General features: G+C 41.8%; 15 protein-coding genes, 4 pseudogenes and 1 riboswitch. Of the genes and pseudogenes, 13 read left to right on the forward strand and 6 right to left on the reverse strand.

Going from position 1 to position 21,370, the window contains the following annotated elements; all coding sequences use genetic code 11:
* Positions 1-47 precede the first annotated feature (47 nt).
* The 5 genes and pseudogenes from LKE40_01130 to LKE40_01150 all read left to right on the forward strand — a co-directional run bounded on the left by LKE40_01130 (position 48) and on the right by LKE40_01150 (position 2,836).
* Complete coding sequence (locus LKE40_01130; GenBank protein ID MCH3916095.1) at positions 48-935, forward strand: abortive infection family protein; 888 nt, start codon at positions 48-50, stop codon at positions 933-935.
* A 50-nt stretch (positions 936-985) separates the two neighbouring features.
* Positions 986-1,333, forward strand: a complete 348-nt coding sequence (locus tag LKE40_01135) for a hypothetical protein (GenBank protein MCH3916096.1) — start codon at positions 986-988, stop codon at positions 1,331-1,333.
* 112 nt (positions 1,334-1,445) lie between these two features.
* A complete protein-coding gene (locus LKE40_01140; GenBank protein MCH3916097.1) occupies positions 1,446-2,015 on the forward strand; it encodes a DUF4352 domain-containing protein in 570 nt (189 codons plus the stop codon).
* A 22-nt stretch (positions 2,016-2,037) separates the two neighbouring features.
* Positions 2,038-2,424, forward strand: coding sequence for a hypothetical protein (locus tag LKE40_01145; GenBank protein ID MCH3916098.1), 387 nt, complete (start codon positions 2,038-2,040; stop codon positions 2,422-2,424).
* A gap of 79 nt (positions 2,425-2,503) precedes the next feature.
* Positions 2,504-2,836: pseudogene (locus tag LKE40_01150) on the forward strand (transposase).
* A 197-nt stretch (positions 2,837-3,033) separates the two neighbouring features.
* On the opposite strand, the pseudogene LKE40_01155 reads toward LKE40_01150, so the two are convergent.
* Positions 3,034-3,234, reverse strand: a pseudogene (locus LKE40_01155) (integrase core domain-containing protein).
* A 618-nt stretch (positions 3,235-3,852) separates the two neighbouring features.
* On the opposite strand from LKE40_01155, the gene LKE40_01160 reads away from it, so the two are divergent.
* Positions 3,853-4,071 (forward strand): hypothetical protein, encoded by a 219-nt coding sequence (locus tag LKE40_01160; GenBank protein ID MCH3916099.1) that lies wholly within the window; start codon positions 3,853-3,855, stop codon positions 4,069-4,071.
* A 263-nt stretch (positions 4,072-4,334) separates the two neighbouring features.
* On the opposite strand, the gene LKE40_01165 is transcribed toward LKE40_01160, so the two are convergent.
* Positions 4,335-5,288 (reverse strand): LysR family transcriptional regulator, encoded by a 954-nt coding sequence (locus tag LKE40_01165; GenBank protein MCH3916100.1) that lies wholly within the window; start codon positions 5,286-5,288, stop codon positions 4,335-4,337.
* A 178-nt stretch (positions 5,289-5,466) separates the two neighbouring features.
* Here LKE40_01165 and LKE40_01170 point away from each other — a divergent pair.
* The 6 genes and pseudogenes from LKE40_01170 (at position 5,467) to LKE40_01195 (ending at position 12,225) form a co-directional block, all read left to right on the forward strand.
* Positions 5,467-6,389 (forward strand): annotated as a pseudogene (locus tag LKE40_01170) (FAD-dependent oxidoreductase).
* A 31-nt stretch (positions 6,390-6,420) separates the two neighbouring features.
* Entirely contained in the window at positions 6,421-7,077 is a 657-nt protein-coding gene (locus LKE40_01175) for an SGNH/GDSL hydrolase family protein (protein MCH3916101.1), read from the forward strand.
* Between the two features lie 193 nt (positions 7,078-7,270).
* A riboswitch (TPP riboswitch) is annotated at positions 7,271-7,362 on the forward strand.
* 88 nt (positions 7,363-7,450) lie between these two features.
* Entirely contained in the window at positions 7,451-8,245 is a 795-nt protein-coding gene (locus LKE40_01180) for a sulfide-dependent adenosine diphosphate thiazole synthase (GenBank protein MCH3916102.1), read from the forward strand.
* 277 nt (positions 8,246-8,522) lie between these two features.
* Positions 8,523-8,897, forward strand: coding sequence for a helix-turn-helix transcriptional regulator (locus LKE40_01185; GenBank protein MCH3916103.1), 375 nt, complete (start codon positions 8,523-8,525; stop codon positions 8,895-8,897).
* Positions 8,898-9,106: 209 nt separating this feature from the next.
* The gene (locus tag LKE40_01190) at positions 9,107-9,346 is read left to right on the forward strand and encodes a hypothetical protein (protein MCH3916104.1); all 240 of its coding nucleotides are present in this window, start codon (positions 9,107-9,109) and stop codon (positions 9,344-9,346) included.
* A 228-nt stretch (positions 9,347-9,574) separates the two neighbouring features.
* A pseudogene (locus LKE40_01195) lies at positions 9,575-12,225 on the forward strand (valine--tRNA ligase).
* A gap of 378 nt (positions 12,226-12,603) precedes the next feature.
* Here LKE40_01195 and LKE40_01200 read toward each other — a convergent pair.
* The 4 genes from LKE40_01200 to LKE40_01215 all read right to left on the reverse strand — a co-directional run bounded on the left by LKE40_01200 (position 12,604) and on the right by LKE40_01215 (position 18,385).
* Complete coding sequence (locus LKE40_01200) at positions 12,604-14,928, reverse strand: hypothetical protein (protein ID MCH3916105.1); 2,325 nt, start codon at positions 14,926-14,928, stop codon at positions 12,604-12,606.
* A 724-nt stretch (positions 14,929-15,652) separates the two neighbouring features.
* Positions 15,653-16,111, reverse strand: a complete 459-nt coding sequence (locus LKE40_01205; GenBank protein ID MCH3916106.1) for a GNAT family N-acetyltransferase — start codon at positions 16,109-16,111, stop codon at positions 15,653-15,655.
* Positions 16,112-16,223: 112 nt separating this feature from the next.
* Positions 16,224-16,553: a TfoX/Sxy family protein gene (locus tag LKE40_01210; protein ID MCH3916107.1), complete on the reverse strand. Its 330-nt coding sequence runs from the start codon at positions 16,551-16,553 to the stop codon at positions 16,224-16,226.
* A gap of 578 nt (positions 16,554-17,131) precedes the next feature.
* Complete coding sequence (locus tag LKE40_01215) at positions 17,132-18,385, reverse strand: MFS transporter (GenBank protein ID MCH3916108.1); 1,254 nt, start codon at positions 18,383-18,385, stop codon at positions 17,132-17,134.
* A 511-nt stretch (positions 18,386-18,896) separates the two neighbouring features.
* On the opposite strand from LKE40_01215, the gene LKE40_01220 reads away from it, so the two are divergent.
* Positions 18,897-21,218 (forward strand): chitobiase/beta-hexosaminidase C-terminal domain-containing protein, encoded by a 2,322-nt coding sequence (locus tag LKE40_01220; protein ID MCH3916109.1) that lies wholly within the window; start codon positions 18,897-18,899, stop codon positions 21,216-21,218.
* Positions 21,219-21,370 lie beyond the last annotated feature (152 nt).

Raw genomic sequence — 21,370 nt, forward strand, 5'->3', positions numbered from 1 at the left:
GGTTTAATGGAGGCAAAAAAATTAACAAACAAGAGAGTAAATTTGAATTGCTCCAAAACAAAAATATTTTATCTATTCTTGATGGTGACAAGGATTTTGGTAATCTTGAACTCAATGGAGTTGAGAGCAATATAAAAATATCTATGCCTTATTTAAGTGGGCCGGTTCTCTGCAATATATCAAAAAAGTTTGGACTTTCGGTTACATATGGTGGAAATGGTGGCGCAAAGAGTAGATGGGTGTATCTTGCTGACTTATTTACCTATTGTATACAACATAAGACTGAATCGGATTTGCTCGAATTTCTATTTTCTAAGGGACAGTTCGCAGACAGGTTAAGAGGGCAGACATCAGAAAATATTGAATATGCTTATACTCAAATTGTAAAAAAAGTAATTGGACAGATCAATGGAGATTTGTATTTTGGTGGTAATGAACTTGTGCAAATAGGTAGGGGGTTTGTAGTTAGAAAAATTGGTACATCCGTTACTATTGATGCCCCTACTGTAAAGAATATTGATAGAAGTTATATAGCAGATTTGTCTGAACGCGCAATGCAGGACATTTTGGATGAAAATTATGACAGTGCCATTACGAAATCAAGGACATTGCTTGAAGAAGTGTTTTGTTATGTTATTGAAAAAAAAGGTGAGTTACCATCTGAAAGCGGAGATATTGGAAAACTTTATACTCAAGTCAAACAACTTTATCATATGCATCAGGATAAAGATATGGATAAACGAATTAATAGTTTGCTTTCAGGACTTGAAAAGATTTTATCTGCAATAGCCGAGATGAGAAATAAAGGAAGTGATTCTCATGGTGTTGGATCAAAACGAATTAAAATAGCTTCTCATCATGCTCGTTTATTTGTAAATTCTGCGATGACAATGGCTGATTTTGTGTTATCTGTTGGAGAAAAAAACGATGGATAATCAAGAGTTCTCTATGAAACAAAGCAGTATTCAAGGACTATCTATACTATATGTTTCGTGAGATAAGTTTTTTATTGCTAACTGAAGTTTCGCAGTTGATCAGGCACTCGCTTTCAGGTTCTCTCCGAGGGCATCGGGAAGGTGCTTCAGGAAGCTATCCATCAGCCTTGTTCTGTCCGGCTCAGAAAGACAGAAGGTCTAGTCCACCTTACATCCGCTGTGTCGAGGAGGACCACAGGGCGCGTTTCATCACGCCGTTCGTAGGCAAGCAGGTCCGGATCTGCGAGGCCTTCGGGATCGACATCCCGGATCGGTGTGCACCTGGTTATACTTCACGCAAGGCCCATGAGAAGAAACGGGGCCGGCCTCCTAAGAAAACGGTCGATTTGGATTCCTAATAGAAAGTGTTGCAAAATTCAAGTTAAATGGGTATTTTTAGGAGATGAAGTACAACTGTAATATCAATATTAGTTTAAAGAGATATCTTTTTAATCAATAAAAAGGATTGTTATGAATAAAAAAAAATCGATAAAAGATATAATGTTATATTTATTTTTGTTTATTATTATTTTAATAATTATTAATACTATATCAGAACCTAAATCTACTACAAATAATTCAGAGGAAGAAATCATTAATTATAATGTTGGAGATATTGTAAAATTTGAAAATATGGAAGTTAAATTATTGTCAGCTGAAATTATAGGAGATAAGTTAACTTCTAATAATATATTTGTTGAAGATAAAAACACTGATGGTAAATTTGTAAAAGTAAGATTTAATGTGAGTAATATTTCAAAAAAAGAAATTGAGTTTAATTATTTTACTGATAGGAATCATCCAAATATATATGATTCAGAAGAAAGAGAGTATAAATATATTGATAATATGGAAAATTATTTATCAGAAGCTGATATAGCTACTAATTCTTTATTTGAAAACACAAAAATTCAACCTGGCTTTGATAAAAATTTTGAAGCAATTTATGAAGTCCCAAATAATTCTAAGGATTTAAAAATACGTATAAATTCACTTAATTATAGCAATAAGACTCAGAAAGATATTTTATTAGGTTTTTAATCATATTTAAAGAGGAGATAAAATGAAAACTTTAAGAATGGTAATAGGTATTATTTGTTGTTGCCTATTTTTAGTCGTAATGGTGCAGTCATGTGCTGTTGGAATTGGTAATACATTGGAAGGAAGTGGAGAGACTAGTGGTTCCTCAGGTTTTATTTTTGCTATAGTGTTTTTAATTTCAGGGATTCTTGGAATAGCTGGTAAAAAATCTAACGGAGCAATTATAACAGCCGCAGTTTTATTCCTTTTAGCAGGAATTATAGGTACAACAGGTGCTGGAAGTTATTCAGATTTAGAAATTTGGGGTATTTTAAGTTACATATTTAGTGGTATATTTATTTTATCAGTTATTATTAGTAGAAAAAAAAATGCAGATAATAAAGAAAATAAAGTAAATATAGAAAAATAGAGAGTATGTAATAAACTCTGTAAGTTCTAGACAAAGCAGTCTTCTATGATAAAATTTTTATCAAGGAGACTGTTTTATTATGGCTAGACGAAAAAGACAGGAAATGAGTGAAGGCAAGAAAAAAGTAATTGAAGGCTTAATTAATGAGTATGACATTAAAAATGTACAAGATATCCAAGATGCATTAGCAGACCTTTTAGGAGGAACCATAAAAGGAATGATGGAAGCAGAAATGGATGAGCATTTAGATTAAGAGAAGAATGAAAGGACAAGTCCTTCTAATGCTAGAAATGGATATAAAAGTAAAAAAGTAAGAAGCCAATATGGTGAATTTGACCTAGATGTTCCACAAGATAGAGATAGTAGCTTTGAACCTAAAGTTGTACCAAAAAGAAGTAAAGATATCTCTAAAGAGGTTTTTGCAAAACTCACGAATGCCTGAATAAATATTCACGGATGATGCATATCCATGCAGAAGCCAGGCCTGACAGCTGCAGGGGATGGGTAAGGTGGACTGGATTGTCAAGACACTTTTCTCTCAGAAAATAAGCTTTTGCCTCCTTATGCAATCTGTATCTTCACTGGCCTGTCAGGCCGGTAATAGGCCTTCGGGCTCTTGTAGCCCAGTGATTGGTGCGGTCTCTCATCGTTGTAGTAGGCGATGTACTTCCTCAGTGCCTTCCTCAGGCCCCGGGGACCTGCATAGGCATTGAGGTAGATCTTCTCCTCATACTTCAGCGTCCTGAAGAACCGTTCCACGAAGATGTTGTCCAGCGCCCTGCGCCTGCCGTCCATGCTGATCCTGATGCCGTTGTGTGTTTAATCAAGCCTTTTTCCCCTTTTGGATATTCTTAGTCTAGCAAACACAGCACGGGAGCTGGCTTGCTTCATCTGGGGCATGATGACCGACAACATCGGCTAGCACAGGCCAGTACGGGGCAAGGACGGAGGAGTATTTGCCATGGACAGGGACAAGGGAAAGGAGCGGTACATGATCCGGCTATCTTCGACTAGACTATGAGACTGAAACAGACTCTTGCTTTTAGACTGAAAGGGCTTTCGACGAACCATTGACCTGTAGGTACCCAATCCACGTATATCAGAATGGCCAAGTGTCGAAAAGACTGTAGCCTTTTCCTTATCCGTGTCCATGGCATCTGCAGAAACGGCTCAGCCGATGAAAAAGGAGTAAAGATTGTTACAATAGTGCTTGACAAACGGTCACATCATATCAGTCTAGCAAACACAATCTCTACATGCGTAGGGATGTGAATGTCAAGAAGATTTTTTCCCAACGTGCCCTATGAAGCGACCGTGTCCTGTTCCCTACATGCAGGGATAACCAGAGAGTAAGGCTCAAATGCTTTTTTGTAGGGAAAAAACTCTTCGAAAATCCGAAACAAAGGGATTGTTGCTGCTTTTGCTTATATGAATGTAGTAGAAGCATGGGGGAGCGGCATCCCTAAGATGTTCAGGGAGGCCAAAGAATATGGTCTGCGAGAACCGGAATTGATTGATATGGGCAGTGATTTTCGTGTAAATCTTTATCGAAAAACTGTTGCTGTCGATCAGAATGGTGTCATTGATTCGAAGAATCTGGCACAATCCGGCACATCGCCGAAATGCCGGATCAGGAACAGACAATAGTCATGTACGTTAAGGGAAAACGGAACCTGCACGACTGCAAAGGTAGGAGAGTTGCTGGAAGTCAAAGATAGAAGGACAAGGCAATCTAGAAACAACAGATTTTAAAGAAGCAGGGAAAAGCAAGGAACACAATCTATCTTGCTGGTGAACAATTTCCAGCTTGACTAACACGCTATGGGAAAAGGAACTTAAACCAAATTATGGATAAGGTACTAAACCTATGGGAAATATCCAAGAACTGACCTGTTTGCGTAACAATAAGGCTAGTCCTGCATTGGAAGAAATATCAAAAAATGCAGAGAAAAGGTACTATTATCATCAAGCCTTAGTAGAAGGACCTCCCGTCCAATAATCTTGTGGCATAGCTTTCTGAAAGAAGCCGAAAAGATACTACCTTTTCCCCAAATGAAGTTGAACTCATGGAATACATGGTAAAAAGGAATTTCAATAGGGACAAGCAACCCCTTTTCAATTTCATCCTGTACAACAGATCGATAAAGGAAGCTGATACCTAGGTTGTGTTCTACTATCTGTACAATGAGATGCAGGTCGTTGATCGTCGAAACTTGGGTAAAATGTTCAAGTGAATAACCATTTTCCCTAAGATATCTTGCTAGGACTTCCCTTGTCCCTGAACCTTGCTCACGGACAAACAGGTGATAGGAAAACAACTCTTCGATAGTATGTATCGCTTTCATTGGGTAATTTGCACCACGGACTGCCACCAGATCTTCCCGCTTGATGAGCATATGTTCATATTCAGTCTTGGGAAAATACCCCTCTACCAAAGCGAAATCAATTTCTCCGCTGTTCAAACGAGCCAACAAATCCTTTGTATCCATGACCGTCAGATCAATCTGAAGATTCGGATTACCTTCCAGGAAGTGGATCAGCTTCTGTGGCAGGTAGTAGCCTCCGACAGAAAGGGTTGCACCGAAACGCAGACGTTTGGGAGCTTGCTCTGCAAGCTGTGCATTTTCTTTCAAACGAAGTTCATCATGGTGAAAAGAAAGCATCGCATTGTATATCTGATTTCCGGCCTTTGTAAGCTGTAGCCTTTTGTTGTCGAAGGTAAACAGTTTGACACCATAGTAATCCTCAAGATAATGGATATGTTGTGAAACACAGGGTTGTGTGAGATTCAGCTTCTCAGAAGCCTTGGTATAATTCATGTACTTGCAGACAGCTATGAATGTCTTGATCCTGAAATCCAGCATAATTTCTTCCTAGTTTTATCATAAAAAATATTTATTATATCATAATTATAAATAACTTTATCTTATTATGTCAACAAGTTATACTACTGCTGATGGAAAAAAGAGTTTATCGAACAGTTTTTTCTGAAGCTGTTCGGTTATTACGACATCACGGTCCACGTGATAAGGAGATAGACATATGCGATATGATTTGATTGTTATTGGCGCCGGTCCTGCAGGAATCAGTGTAGCAGTATATGCAGCCAGCCGAGGTCTTCAGGTTCTTGTCTTGGAAAAGAAAAAAGTCGGCGGTATCATAGGAAACGTATCAACCGTTACCCACTATACAGCCATATTACCTGAAGAAACGGGTGCAACTTTTGCAAAGCGCATGGAAGTGCAGGCTCTTTCTTCCGGTGTAGAGATCAGATATGAAGAAGTTACAGAAGTAACGCTTGAGGGAAAGCCAAAACAATTACCACAAACCAACAGGTCTATGAAACTTCCGCAGTCATCCTTGCAAATGGATCAACGCCAAAGAAACTTGATATTCCCGGAGAATCTGAGCTTGCAGGTAAAGGCATCGGTTTGAATGCTGCAAGGGATGGCAAGAACTATGAAGGTAAGGATATCTATGTTGTAGGTGGTGCTGACGGAGCCATCAAAGAGGCTATCTACCTCTCTGCATTTGCTAAAAAGCTCACAGTCATTCATTTTGAAAGTAGACTGGGAGCTATTCCCCAGTTCATGACAAACTTTCCAAACTTGACAATGTAGAAGTATTGCTTGAAAAGCGCCTGACGGCAGTCTATGGTACAGACCATGTAGAACGGCTTGAACTTACAGATGAAAAGACAGGTACAAAGGCAACTTGTCGACGACGACGGTTGCGGCATCTTTGTCTATGCGGGAACAGTTCCGAATACCCAGCTATATACCCAACTTGACCTTGCAGGAGGCTATATCTCAGTCAATGCCAAGATGGAAACAAAAATTCCAGGCGTCTATGCAGCAGGGGATATCAGAGTCAAACAGGTTCGCCAGGTCGCAACGGCCGTCTCTGACGGCGCGGTTGCAGCAATCAACGCTGCGGTATATATAAAAGGGCTGGCTGCCTTGTAGTCCTGGATACACGAAGCATAAGGAGAAACAGATGAATCAAGTGAAAAACATACTTTGTTACGGAGACTCCAACACGTGGGGCATCGATTATACTACCGGAGGAAGAGTCCCTTTTCCCGAGAGATGGCCAAATGTCCTGCAGCAGGAATTAGGATCTTCTTACCACGTCATTGAAGAAGGCATGAACGGACGCACGACTGTCTACGACGATCCTCTTGATGACTGTCCGGAAGCCAAGAACGGGAAGAAAAGTCTTATCCCTTGTTTACGATCACACTTTCCGCTTGATATGGTCATCCTGATGCTTGGAACCAATGATTTGAAGCTACAGTTCTTCGTCGATGTTGACTCTATTGCCGACCATATCGGAGAACTGGTAACAATGACCAGAGAAGAACTGCAAGTCCGACAGGGGAGTGTTCCTCCTGTTATGATCGTTGCTCCGATGCCTTTGGGCCCTACCATTGAAAGTTCTTCGTTCTGCAGTGCCTTCGGAGGAAAGAAGGCACTTGCTCCGTCAATTGAACTTGCATCCGTATTGGGGAAAAAGGCAAAAGACCTTTCCTGTGCATTCATTGATGCAGGCAAAATAGCGCAGCCGAATACAGTCGATGCCGTACATTTTACCAAGAAAGGTCATCATACTTTTGCATTGGCTGTTGCAAAGGAAGTAAGGGACTTGCTTTAATAATTTCAAGTTTTTGTAGTAAATTACTATCAAAATACTGTAATACGATAGTATTACAGCATAATAAGAATAGTTAAACAATTTGTTATAATATAATAATTGTATTTGTTTTATTGTTTTACCGTACAAAATAAGAATTGAACTTATACCTTTTTTAAGACTCTTGCATCTTTTCTTGTTGCAAGTTAGGATAATGTTATCACAGGGGTGCCCGTGCGGGGCTGAGATCATACCCTTTGAACCTGATCCGGATCATGCCGGCGAAGGGAGGATGTAATGAAACTGAAGACAATTTCCTATTTCCCCCGACTAAAGTACCATATGATGTTTTTTCCTGCACGGGATACCTATATCCATACAGCAGGAGGCTTATATGCTGGAGTACACCATTTCGGAACGTATCGCAGATACGTATTATGCCAAATTCAAGTCAGCTCTTCACTCTGATGCCATTATCGTCGGCGCAGGACCATCAGGACTGATTTGTAGCTATTTCCTTGCAAAGCAAGGATACAATGTCACCATATGTGAACGGAAACTGACGCCCGGCGGCGGTGTATGGGGCGGCGGTATGTTTTTCAACAATATACTCGTGCAGGAAGCAGCTGCCCACGTATTGGAAGAGATGCAGATACCACTTCCGGAACCAAAGGATGGATTCTACACCTTGGATGCCGTATTCTTGGCATCAACTCTGATAAGCAGAGCTGTAGGGGCAGGTGTTAAGATCCTTAACATGATCAGTGCAGAAGATGTTGTATTTGCATCAGATGACAGCATTGCTGGTGTCGTCTTGAACTGGACACCTGTCCAGAGGGACAGGATGAGCGTTGATCCTCTGATGGCCGTCTGCCGATGTGTGCTTGATGCAACGGGACATCCTGCAGAAGTCGTCAATACCTTGCTGCGAAAGAATGATATAAAATTGCAGACTGCAACCGGCAAAGTAATGGGAGAAAGATCCCTGAAAGTCCGCGATGCTGAAGAAGCTACCGTCAAGCATACAGGGGAAGTATATCCACGCCTGTTTGTCAGCGGTATGGCTGCCAACGCGGTCTATGGAGCCTATCGCATGGGCCCTGTATTCGGTGGTATGATACGGTCCGGTAAAAAGGCCGCAGGACTTATGGCGAAAGTCATTGAAGGACCCGAACCTGTTTACTCATAAACAGGACGGTAAATGTGACCGGCATGTCCAATCAAAGACATGCTGGTCTGTAGCAATATTCCATATCTTATCGAAGATTCTACAGAATTGTGTTAAATCCTTTTTGTTCTGTCACATTGTTTTGTGAGGAAAATTTTTGCAAAAAGGGGACTTTGTATTATTTTAAATAGGTTTTTTGAGATTAAAATAAGAAAAGTATCTAATATGGATATTAATTACAGCTATTGTTTGATGCAGTATGTTTTAGGCAGAGAGGAAAAGCAAGGCAATGACCAATATGAATGAAGTGCTTGCACATAATATCTATATGCAACTTAAACAACTAAAAAAGAAACAAACTGATCTTGCTGAAAATCTTGGGATTTCTAAACAGACTGTTAACAAAATGCTTAATGGAGGAAGAACGATAACTGCACATGAGCTCAAGCAGATTGCAGATTATCTTGAGGTGCCAATGGAGGAATTGGTCAAAATTTCTGATTCTAGTAAACCAAAGGCGCCACTTAAGGCATTTATGGGTAGAGTTTCTTCTACACAGGGAAAAGAAGGTATCAGAATTGCTGAAAAACTGATACAGATTTATTTGTTCCATGCAAAATATCAGAAGGAAGCATTCAAAAAGTGGCGGAACGAGGAATGGAGTGATGAATAAACTTCTATCTGAATCATTGTATTACCAAAACAAAAATCGATTTTATGAATTACGCAGTGAAAGCTTTGATTACCGTAAGGCATATATCGGACAATATAATTCTGTGGGATGGAGTTTTTCGGCTACTGGTATAAATATAGGTTAATATACAAATAAATCTGAAAAGTAAGTTACACAACAACTTGATCTTTACAAAGTAAACATTACTGATGGATACTTTCGCAATATCATATAAAGCAGTAGTGCTGAAGTTGTTTGAATGTGAAATTTTTGATGCAAAAACTGTTGATTCGATGCTGAAAGCGGATATGAACAATAGTTTTAAAAAATATGCACTTTTACACGATATCGGTATTAGGCCGACCTATGAAGAGAATTTTTCCCTGAAGGAACTTGTAAAACAAAATGAAAGGGGAGAGGCATTTTCATCTGTCCGATGTAGGAACTAACTGCTTTGACTTTTATTATCAAGTTCTTCAATAAAGAAGAACTTGATAATACATGGAATGAATTCCTTTGGATAAGTGTACTATTTTTCGTAATACAATAGAAGCCAACTCCGATGATAAGATTTACTTTGGAAGAACCTTATTAGCCTCTGGAAAGGTGTTGTTCACATTTTGCCTTTTTGGTAGTATGGGTGCTATGCATTTCGTATCTATTCAGGAGGCATCGACGTGAAGGCAGTTGAATTATCAAAAGCCTATGACCCAAAGGATTTTGAGGATAGGATCTACGCACAGTGGAAGCAGGAAGGGCTCTTTGGCCCAAAAGATGGAAAAGGCGAGCACTTTTCCATCGTAATGCCTCCACCGAATGTTACAGGTATCCTTCATATGGGACATGCTTTGAACAATTCCCTGCAGGACATACTTATCCGTTACTATAGAATGACTGGAGTCCCTACACTCTGGGTTCCGGGAACCGACCATGCCGGCATAGCCACGCAGAACATCGTGGAAAGGCAATTGGCAAAGGAAGGCCTGCGAAGACAGGACATCGGAAGGGAAAAGTTCCTGGAAAGAACATGGCAGGTAAAAGACAAGCACCATGCCATCATCACCAAGCAGCTTGAAAAGATCGGATGCTCCTGCGATTGGAACCATGAAAGGTTTACCATGGATGAAGGCCTGAGCAGGGCAGTAAGGGAAGCCTTTGTCTCCTTGTATGAAAAAGGTCTCATCTACAAAGGTGAGTATCTTGTCAACTATTGTCCGCATTGCGGTACGGCCCTTGCTGATGACGAAGTAGAATATGAACTTACCCCTGGCAAACTGTACGATATACTCTATCCATACAGTGACGGTTCAGGTAGCATCAAGATTGCAACCACAAGACCTGAGACGATGTTCGGTGATGTAGCTGTTGCCGTAAACCCTGATGACGAACGTTACAAGGACTTGGTAGGCAAGATGCTTGATCTGCCGCTTACCGACCGAAAAATTCCGATCATAGCAGACAGCTTCGTTGATATCGGCTTTGGTACCGGCATGGTAAAGATTACCCCTGCCCATGACCCTAACGACTGGGAATGTGGCAAACGCCATGGACTTGAAGCAATCAACATCCTCAATCCTGACGGAACCTTGAATGACAACTGTCCTGAAAAATACCGCAATCTTCCTGCTGTAGAGGCAAGGAAACTTGTTGCAGAAGACTTGGAAGAACTGGGACTGCTGGTCAACGTGACCAAGCATGACCACGAAGTGGGACATTGCTATCGCTGCCATTCCATAGTTGAACCGTATCTGTCTCAGCAGTGGTTTGTCTCAATGAAGGATATGGCTGCAAAGGCTCTTTCTGCTTGGGAAAAAGGTGAGATTAAATTCTACCCGAAAAGATGGGAAAATACCTATACACACTGGCTTACTTCAATCAGGGACTGGTGCATAAGCCGTCAGCTGTGGTGGGGACATCGAATTCCTGTGTGGTATTGCCAGAAGTGTGGCAAGATGATTGTTGCCCGTGAGGATCCGACGGAATGTCCGGAATGCGGCAGTACTGACCTGAAGCAGGAAACAGATGTGCTTGATACTTGGTTCAGCTCTTGGTTGTGGCCTATTTCAACTCTCGGCTGGCCTGACAAGACTCCTGACTTTGACAAATTCTTCCCGACGACTACTTTGGTTACCGGATACGATATCATTTTCTTCTGGGTATCCAGGATGATCATGGCAAGTCTTGAGTTTGTCGGAGAAGTCCCGTTCCGTGATATCTATATCACAGGCCTTGTGCGGGATCGTCAAGGACGTAAGATGAGCAAGAGCCTGGGCAATGGCATAGACCCGATTGATGTCGTCAATGCCTATGGTGCAGATGCCATGAAGTTTACACTTGCCTATATGGCTACCCAAGGGCAGGATATCCTCATTGATATGGATTCATTCAAGCTTGGTTCCCGTTTTGCAAACAAGATCTGGAATGCAGCACGTTACCTGTTGATGAACCTTGAAGGAAGGACCTTGGTAGATGTGGCAGCCATCAAAAAAGACACGATGGACCGTTGGATCTATGACAGCTTCGGCAAAGCCTGCCAGAAAGTCAAGGAATCAATGGAGAACTATCGGTTCAATGATGGGGCCCAGGCAATCTATGACTTCTTCTGGAATGATTTCTGTGACTGGTATGTCGAGGCTTCCAAGCGAAAGCTTTACAGCGATGATGAAAAAGCAAGGATGAAGCAATTTCTCTGTTGCTTGACTTGCTGACTCAATCGATGAGACTGATGCATCCATACCTTTCTTTCATTACGGAAGAAATCTATGACAAGCTTCCTGGTTGTGATGGTCCCCTTATTACCAGTACGTTCCCGACCTATCAACAGGAATGGGTTGATGAAGAGGCAAGCGGTCTTGTGGCTTCCATGCAAGAGGCCGTAAAGGGCATACGGGCACTGAGGGCAGATCTTGGTATTGCACCAGATAAGAAGGTGAGAGTGACCATCAAGTGTGACGCAGGTTTTGCCGCAACAGATTTCTTTGAACAGAAAAAAGAATTACTTGCTAGTTTTGCTTCCTGCAGTAGTCTTGTCATTGATGCTGACGGAAGTGCTGATGTTGCCAGTGCTGTTCCTTTTGCCGGTCAAGGATTTGAAGCCTTCCTGTTCGTTAAGGAAGCAATTGACGTTGAGAAGGAACTTGCAAAACTTGAGAAAGAGATCAAGGTTGCACAGAAAAACCTTGAGGGTTCAGTACGGAAGCTTTCAAATAAAAAGTTCATTGCCAATGCCAAGCAGGAAGCAATAGACAAGGAAAAATCCAAAAAAGCTGAATTCGAGGAAAAGATTGAAAAGGGCCAGAAGCATATTGAGATGCTCAAAGCCTTATAAGATTTCTTTCTAGAAACCGTTGAAGAACAGGAAGTACCTCTAAGTAATGCTTCCTGTTCTTTTTTAACCATCCTAGACTGTGTCGACATGATGGTATAAGTCTACTAGAGGGTTGCATGATGAGTTCTTATGAAAAAGACGCAGGAGAATATAAATCCCTGAAGTCGCTTACATAAGGGAACCAATATTCTTTCCTGTTAAACTCTTTCAATTTACATTGATAGTATTGGTAGAATAAGACCATGTCAATAAGGGAATTATTTCCTGTGTTTCTTAGATATGAAGATAAAGTATAAAATAATCCAAACCAATAGATTCAAAAAAATACTCTTCTTTGACAATTTGTCAAAGAAGAGCATTCTTACTTAAGAGTGAGGCTTAAAGTGAGAAATCAAGACCTAATGTGCCATAGACATTGTTACCAAAAGCATCACTTGAGAATACCATCTCATCTCCAATGCCTACCATTACAGCAGTATTGCCAGAAACAGGAATCAATGTACCAGTTTCAATTCCAAGAGAGAATGGAGTTGCCAGACTGTCAGATGCGTCAAGATTAATGATTGCACCTGCACTTGCCTGTACATAAACAGGAACAACAAGTTTGAAGTCTTTGCGTATCAACGCTTTGATATCCATCCGTTGTTTGTCGCTTGAGTTGTTGGAATTATATTCAGCTCCATATGTATAATCGATGGATAAACCTCCCTTTAATCCGTTTGTAAAGAGATAGGTAGCACCGACTGTACCAGAAATTCCCAGTTGCGGGTTATCTGAAAGATCATCCTGGTAATAGAGATCACCCTTGATGCTGGTCTGAATTGCCCAAGGACTCTTTGCTGTAGTTGCTTTAGAAACCGTAGTTTCCTGTTCACTGGTAATAGCAGCTGGCTGTGAAACAGGGGCAGTTGTTTTTGCTGGTGTAGCAGTAGTAGCTTCAGCAGTAGTAGCTTCAGCAGTAGTAGCTTCAGCAGTGGTTGCTTCAGCAGTGGTTGCCTCGGCAGTAGCAGCTTCGGCAGTAGTAGCTTCAGCAGTAGTAGCTTCAGCAGTAGTAGCTTCAGCAGTAGTAGCCTCAGCAGTAGTAGCTTCAGCAGCGGTAGCTTCAGCAGTGGTAGCCTCAGCAGTGGTAGCTTCAGCAGTGGTTGCTTCAGCAGTGGTTGCCTCAGCAGTCTTTGTAACTGTTGATGTTTCCTTTGTTGTGGATGTTGCCTTGGTTGCTTCAGTTGATTTCTGATGTTGTACGTTTCCCTCAAGGTCAATCATTACTGCATCATTTTTGTCAGTTGTAAGGGTAACTACCTTGGTTTCTGCAACATAGGCAGCTTTTGCAAAGTTACCGGCAAGCAGTACGTTGGCATTTGAATTGACAATGGTAAGGCCATCAGATGTTTGCTTGATTGCATTGCCATTCTGGAATGAGTACGTATATGTTCCTGTCGCATCAGCAGAAATCTTAGCACCATCTTTCAGAGAAAGTTCAAAACCTTTTTCTGTTACAGAGAAAGATGTGATTGCTGAAGTTTCAAGTGGCTGACCTGCAAAGGATATAAGTGTCTTTTTCCCGCTTAGCAACAGGGTAAGCTTGCCGTAGCTAGCAGACAATTCCTGAGGTGTGTCCTTGATGAGTATGTCTTTTCCGTAAGAGAACTTGTATCCATTATCCTCTGTGCTGAAAGATGTCAATGGAAGCTTTATTGATACAGATGAGCCATAACCTGTAGTGAAGGTACTCAGCTTTGCATCGGTCTTGATGGTAATCTGATTCGGAAGCTTTGCCGTAATGGTGCCGTCTTTGTCTACAATTATAATAGTTCCATCTTCTAAGGTGTAAGTCTCAGAAGTAGCATCGCTGGTATCTTGCGCAATACTTGAATTGCTCAACAGCAGGCTCTTGAAATACAACTTGGCGTCTTTGACAGTGAAACCGAGATCGGAAGCATTGAAGGTGTTTTCTGCTTTTGCGGTCTCTTTCTGAGTTGCTTCAGTAGTAGTAGCAGAAACAGCTGTTTTTGTTTCTTCTTTTGCAGTTGTGCCAGTAGCGGTTGTTGTCGTAGCTTCTGTTGTTGCTTTCTTAGTGGAAGCAGCCGCACTGGTAGTTGCCGTTTCTTCAGTAGCGTTGGTTTGTGCCGTCGTAGCAGAAGAGGCTGTAGCTGCAGTGGATTCTTCCTTTGTAGCTGTAGGCTGTGCTGTTGCAACCTTGGCTGTAGTTGTTGTTTCTGCAGCTGTCTTGGTTGCTGTCGTCGTTGCTTCCCCAGTCGTTGAAGCTTCTTTCTTAGCTGTCGTAGACTGTTGTTCTGTTGCATTTGTGCTAGATGCTGCTGTGGTAGTTGATGTTGCTGCAGTAGGAGCAGCTGGTTTTTGTGCAGTTACTTCCTTGGTAGTTTCGGCCTTTGGTTGTTCTGCAGAGGTTTTTACCGTGCTAGATTCAGTTGCGGTAGTTGCTGCAACAGTAGCCGTCTTTGTAGCGGTAGTTGTTTCCTTGTTGGAAGATGTCGTAGCTTCTGTAGTAGCAGTTTCTGCCTTAGTAACTGTAGGCTGCGCTGTTGTAGTTTTTGTAGTGGTGCTTGATGCTGTTGCAGCAGTTGCCGTCGGTGTTGAAACTTGTTGGGTCGACTGCTTCTTACATCCTGTCAAGCCAAGTGAGACTGCCAGGACAAGCGTTGAATAAAAGAAGATTTTCTTTGTTTGTTTCTGTTTGTTCATGTAGATGTTGCAAAAAAGGATTTTGAAATACTCAAAATTCGATTTGCTTTCCTCCTAAAATTGTTATCAGGTTCTACGAAAACCGATAAAAAGTAGTATCAGTTGATACCATGATTATCTTTTCTTAATCTATAGTTCCATACTTCTGTTATAGTTATTTAGTCGTTTTTTACAGACTTCCTAAGCAATAACTGATCCTAGCATAGATGTAAGTAAGAGGCTTTGCAAGTGGTAGCACGCAAAACACATCAAAACACACTGAAATGACAAATTCCCCACATATTACCAAAGTGATGTTACACAATTTTTTATATATACCAAAATATAGTAATAAACTTACCTGTATGACTAAAATATGATTTCAAAAAAGTATAATTATTTATTTTACTAATTGATTGCATATCTATTTGCTGCTTTGTTTTCCCCCAAAACGATTCTATTTGTTTTTGGGAAAACAGTTTTTGTTGTAAGTCGCTTTTCATAGACCTTTAAGTTATAAGTTCTACTAAATAGATATTTGTATAAATTTCCTTAGAACAATCTAAAATATTTAATTGTAGTTTACTGCTACTTTGATTGTCGGTATACATTATCATCAATGAACAGAGGTTTTACAAGCAAAATTTATTTGTTTCTTATAAGTTCTTAAAATAAGATCTTGGTAAGATATATTTCGTATTGTATCATTTTAGGTTCCATCAATTTCTTTGAATAGAACTTATAGCTAGGGAATCAAATCCTTTTCCATACAAATGGATTCTGGCATATTGCGATATTGACCATAGTTTTTGATGATATGAAAACCATTTGAAGCATACAGTCCTATTGCTTCTTTCAAAATCATTCCAGTTTCCAAGATCAACCTTCTATAGCCTTTTGCAAATGCTCTTTTCTCAAGTGCTTCCAATATGGTTTTACTGTACCCCCGATGCCTATACTTTTCTTTTGTAAAGACTCTTTTTATTTCTGCTATGCCAGGTCCGTACTCTTTGAAGCTTCCACATGCAACCGCTTCTCCGTTTTCGATAACCAGAGCAACATCATGTATATTTTCCAACTTATTGTATTGGACATATTGAGCCCTTTGTTTCTCTCCACCGACAATGTAGTTCAAATACTCATCCAATTCATGGCACAGTGCGATAAAATGTTTATCATTGCCATCTGTAAATATAAGATCCATTCTGAGTTTTTCCTATCTTTCATAAAGTACTCATCTACACTTGAATATCTGGCTATAAGTCATACACCTGTGTGTCAGGCTATAACCTTTTTCTCTTAAAGAGTAGGTGTAATCATGTTGTACGTTTTCGCTTTCTTGGCTTTTGTTCTGATAATTCTTCACAGGTTGCAGTTACCAAAGCCACTAAGGTTTCTGAATCATCAATATCCTCGATGAGGAAATAGTCCTTTGCTCCTGCATAAGGTGGCATCTTTGCCAATTCAGGACGAAGTCTGTGTCCTGCATCCGTAATTTTTATAAAAAGCTGATCATCACAAACAAGTGCAAAGATTTTCCCGTTACAATATAACCCATACTCACCGAACATCTTGCGATAGGTGATACACCCTGCATTTTGCATCTGGTCCGTGAGATATTGTACAAATTCCTGCTGTGATGCCATCAAACTTCTCCTGTTACAACAGCGTAGAAACTGATTAAGTTTCTTGCCGGATGTGCAGTCTGGCAAGCATACTGTTTCTGTTTCGTAATTCCTACAAATGTCCTGCTTATAGTATAAAATCTTCCATCTATTATTCATTGCATTGGAAAATACCTATTAGCAATACCTTATAGATATTAATGACTAGGCCGTCACCAATTTCTAAAAAGGCGTTCGGTTCCCTTATCTTTCTGTTCTTGGCTGTAACTATCTTATCATAGAAGGAATGACAGCTCTATGGCGTCAACTGAAGTTTCGCAGATGGAATTGACAGATTGTAATCGTATATTTCCATAATACGTTAACTCAACCGAAAATGAAAATTGATTTTATTTCCGTATAGTTAGATAGTGTTTTGAATCCTGTATCCTTATCATTGAGAGAAATAGATGCCTTCAGTAGGTGATGTGACTGCGGAAGGTTCAGGATGTTATTGTGAGGAAAACCTATAAACTGTAAAATCATTATAAAACAAAGTGAAATAAATCATCTGAATTTTTTAATCTTGAAAAGAATTACTACATAAGCCAAGCACTGTATCAGCTCTTTGTTCCTGCATCTTTGTGAAGAATTTTATCAGTTTGGAATTTCTTGTTTCCTAACATGGCAAAGCAGAGAACTGCTATGCTGGCGCCGGTTCCTGCGGCAAGCCAAAGTCCATGGTAAGAAAAAGCACTCAGCAGCATACCACCAAAAAGTGGCCCTAATAGTTTTCCTGCAGTCCAGAACATCTTGACCACTGCACCGAGTCTTCCCCTGAAGTTGATCGGTATGTTATTGAACCGATAGGCGGCTTCGTTGTTGTTTACCAGCAGTTCTCCAAGAGTAAAAATTACTGTCAACAGATAGAACTGCCAAGGTATATGGATAAAGGCAAACAGGGTAAATGCAATGGTAAACAAGATTGCCGCCATAACCAGGCTTCGAATCTCATTTCTCTTTTTGCTCCATGCAAGCACAAGTGGATTTGCAAGAAGGATAAGTCCTGCGTTGACTGTGACAATGGTTCCGTAGAGCTTGGCGCCATTAACTCCGAACAAGCTTTCAGTTTCCAGTGGTAGAGAAAACGTGGTCTGGCTATAGGCAAAATTACATAGGAGGATTCCAAAAGAAAACCAAATCAACTGAGGACGTGCAAGGAAGGCCTTCAATGTCGAACCAGTTTCAGCCCGTTCTGCAGTTTCTGTTTTTTTACTTTCTGAAACAACTTCTTTTGTTGGCAATGTTTCTGATACCAGAACCAGTACGATGATCATAGCAACAAGTTGTAACAATCCGCTTCCCCAGAAGAGCCAGCTTGGATGCGTTGTATAAAGAAAAGCTGCCAAAAGAGGCCCTGTTGCATAAGCAACATTGATGGCAAAATAAATGAGGCTGAAAGCAGCCTGGCGGTCTTTGGGACCTGTAATATCAGCTTCCAAGGCTTCTCTGGCAGGGTCGGTGATACCATCGAAGAATTTGCCTAGGATGATAAGATATGGAGCAAAGGATTTGGTAAGAAAGAATCCACATGTAAGGTAACACACTGCCATGGCAGTCTGGCTCCAGATCATTTGTCCCTTTCTGCCGAACCGATCACAAAGCTTTCCTCCAAGTAGGGAACCAGGGATATGCGCAATGAACAAGGCAGAGACCATAATGCCTGCCGTTGCTGTGGTATATCCAAGTTTCTGTGTCAAGTAAAGAGAGAAGAACAATGTTATGAACTCACCGAAGCAGTTGATGAATGAAGCAAATGCCATGACGTAGATCTCATGATGCAATCCCTTATAGATACCCAAAGGGTTCCTCATAGCTTTGCCTCCTAACTGCATGTTTTTCCATACAATATATTCGTTTAGTATAAAAATTCTATACAGTGTAGGTCAATATAATTAAGTGTTAAGGACTCTATCTTTGTAATAGTGTAAGACAACTTTTTGTACACGATAATAGGCTTTTAAGAATTATGACAGAACAAAGCCGTAATAGAAAAACAGGCACCCTTGTTGATAGAAGCGGTATACACTTGTGGTATAAGTTGCTAAAGATAAGTTCATTGTTTAAATTTTTCTTTTTTGCTCTTTTACCCTTTCTGGCGTGATTTAAGCACTTGAGTAATTTGTATTTTTGAAAAACAAAGAAATAATTCAATTTAATATATAACTTTTCTTACAGTTTGAGTTAGTTGTCTATTGTAAATAATGAAAGTTATGACATAATCAAAACTTGAAAAGAAATCACATGAAGGGGTGTTCCTGTACCTATAAGGAAACACTTCCTTATTGGGTTAAAAGAGGTCCTGCTGTGTCCATAAACAAGAAAGTGAAATCTGCTATATGTGTATATAAACTTTTGTTCATTGCTTTGCTTTCTGTTCTGCCTTTGTTGGCAGGTTGTCAGGAACCTGATCCCTACGGTGAACTGCAGCTTGGCTTAGACGAAGGTACTTCCAAGTCGATAACTCCCGGAAGCAGTGCCAAGGTCACCCAGGTGTCCTTCTGGGGGGAAGAGACGAACAGCAGCAAGACGCTTTCCAAGCAGACCTTGATCCTCGGTGAAAAGAATACGGTCTCCAGCATTCCCGTAGGCACCTGGGACTTCCATGTGGAAGGGATGAACAGCGACGGGACGGTGATCACCGAACAGGCCGATGCAACCGGAGTCGCAGTCAACTCAGGGAAGACGAGTTCCATCAGCTTCACCCTGCATTACCTTACAAGTGACACCGGGACCTATAGCATAGGGATAAGCTGGCCGGAAGACCTGTCATCGACCTTTACCAAGGTTGAGGCAAGCCTTGGGGACAGTTGGTATGAAGGGACAGCAAGCGGGGGCAGTGCGACGGTGAGTGGCAGTGCCGATGCCGGTGACTACATGGTAGGGGTGAGGTTCACCAATCCTTCCGGTACACAGATTACTTTCTCAGGGATGGACATGGTGAACGTGTTCACGGGGCTGGAGTCGAGCGGGACGATAAGCTTCGAGGACGCTGACTTTACCAAGGCGGCACAGCCGACGATAAGCACAGGTGATGTTACCGGCGGCAAGCAGGTGACCATGGCAACCGATACAGCAGAAGCGGCAATCTACTACACGACAGATGGGACTGACCCTGCGACCAGCAGTACGAGAGAGAGCTATACGGCTCCGTTCACCTTTGCAGAGAGCAAGACGATAGAGGCAGTTGCCGTGAAGGCTGACCTGCTGGACTCAGAGGAAGCCAGCCGAGCTGTTACGGTTTCTGCTGCAGTGACACCGACCTTCAGCCTGAGTTCAGGAGATACGCAAGATGTTGCCATCAGCTGCAAGACTAGCGGAGCAACCGTCCATTACCGGTATGCGGTAGGCAGCGGAAGCTACGGGGACTGGACAGAAGGGATGGCAGTGCGGGTGACGCAGGGCAAGGAGCTCAAGGTGGAGGCCTATGCAGAAAAGGACGGGATGGTCAGGTCTGCCACAGGGACACAGACCTACAGTGTTGCCTCAAGTTCGGGCTTCAGCAAGACCACAGGAACCTACAGCAATACATTTACGTTGACACTGACTGGCGATACCATACGCTACAAGGTAGGAAGCGGTACCTACAAAACATATTCCTCGTCAGGCATCAGCATCACAAGCACAGGGACGACGGTCACGGCATTCAACGAGGCAAGCGGGGAAGTGAACTCTGCACCTGTGAGCAACACCTATACCCTGAAGGTGGCGACACCAGTCATTTCCCAGAGTGCAACGACAGGCGGGCAGAAGGTAAGCATCAGCTGTGGAACCAGCGGAGCAACCATCCACTATACGACGGACGGGAGTACTCCGACTGCATCGAGTACAATAGGGACGAGCCTTACCCTGACAAGTGGCAAGACGGTGAAGGCCATAGCGGTGAAGGACAACTTTGCCAGTTCTGGAGTGGCAAGTAAGGCAGTTGCAGTTTCAACAGTAACGACACCGACTTTCAGTCCTACAGGCTGTACCTTCAGTGATACGCAAAGCGTAACAATGACAAGTACCAGTGGGGCCACCATCTACTACACGACAGATGGTACTACACCGACGACAAGTAGCAGCCATATTACATCAGGAGGAAGCATTCCCCTGAGTGCTACGACTACAATAAAAGCCATGGCGGTGAAGAGTGGCATGGCAAATTCTGCGGTTGCAACAAGCGGAGAATATACGAAGAAAATTACCTATACGATCGGTAGTACTGGACCTGCGGGAGGTAAGGTGTTCTATGACAAGGGTTCCTATAGCGATGGCTGGCGGTATCTTGAAGCGGCACCTTATGATGAAGGATATTATATCTGGGGAGGCTATGGTACATCAGTCTCGACGTATACTGCAATCGGGACAGGGAAGGCAAACACTGAGGCAATTGTGGGGGCACTTGGAAGCGGCACCTATGCAGCAAGGTTGTGCTATGACAAGACACTGAACGGATACAGGGACTGGTTCCTGCCATCAAGGGATGAGTTATATGAAATGTATAGGCAAAGAAATAGTATCGGAGGATTCAGGAGCGATTGGTATTGGAGTTCTTCTCAGTCCAGCGATTGCAGCGCGTACAGCGTGGACTTCTACGATGGCAGCAAAGTCGACAGCCACAGGGGCAGCAACAACTATGTGCGGGCTGTGCGGGCTTTCTGATTACCTATTTGTCAATTTGACTATTTTGAAAGGAGGTGCAGGAACCTAGGGGCCTGCACATGAAATACAAGGAGCTTTCTGTGGCATTATACTATGACTTGCCGGTATTCCCTGAGGTGTACCGCATGGTTCTTAGTATTCTGAATGAGCTA

This window comes from Spirochaetia bacterium (genome assembly GCA_022482625.1).
Classification (GTDB): domain Bacteria; phylum Spirochaetota; class Spirochaetia; order Sphaerochaetales; family Sphaerochaetaceae; genus Pleomorphochaeta.

Coding starts and splice junctions, on each gene's coding strand:
- LKE40_01135 (MCH3916096.1), top strand. CDS start 986: ATGTTTCGTGAGATAAGTTTTTTATTGCTAACTGAAGTTTCGCAGTTG.
- LKE40_01140 (MCH3916097.1), top strand. CDS start 1,446: ATGAATAAAAAAAAATCGATAAAAGATATAATGTTATATTTATTTTTG.
- LKE40_01145 (MCH3916098.1), top strand. CDS start 2,038: ATGAAAACTTTAAGAATGGTAATAGGTATTATTTGTTGTTGCCTATTT.
- LKE40_01160 (MCH3916099.1), top strand. CDS start 3,853: ATGAATGTAGTAGAAGCATGGGGGAGCGGCATCCCTAAGATGTTCAGG.
- LKE40_01165 (MCH3916100.1), bottom strand. CDS start 5,288: ATGCTGGATTTCAGGATCAAGACATTCATAGCTGTCTGCAAGTACATG.
- LKE40_01175 (MCH3916101.1), top strand. CDS start 6,421: ATGAATCAAGTGAAAAACATACTTTGTTACGGAGACTCCAACACGTGG.
- LKE40_01180 (MCH3916102.1), top strand. CDS start 7,451: ATGCTGGAGTACACCATTTCGGAACGTATCGCAGATACGTATTATGCC.
- LKE40_01185 (MCH3916103.1), top strand. CDS start 8,523: ATGAATGAAGTGCTTGCACATAATATCTATATGCAACTTAAACAACTA.
- LKE40_01190 (MCH3916104.1), top strand. CDS start 9,107: ATGGATACTTTCGCAATATCATATAAAGCAGTAGTGCTGAAGTTGTTT.
- LKE40_01200 (MCH3916105.1), bottom strand. CDS start 14,928: ATGAACAAACAGAAACAAACAAAGAAAATCTTCTTTTATTCAACGCTT.
- LKE40_01205 (MCH3916106.1), bottom strand. CDS start 16,111: ATGGATCTTATATTTACAGATGGCAATGATAAACATTTTATCGCACTG.
- LKE40_01210 (MCH3916107.1), bottom strand. CDS start 16,553: ATGGCATCACAGCAGGAATTTGTACAATATCTCACGGACCAGATGCAA.
- LKE40_01215 (MCH3916108.1), bottom strand. CDS start 18,385: ATGAGGAACCCTTTGGGTATCTATAAGGGATTGCATCATGAGATCTAC.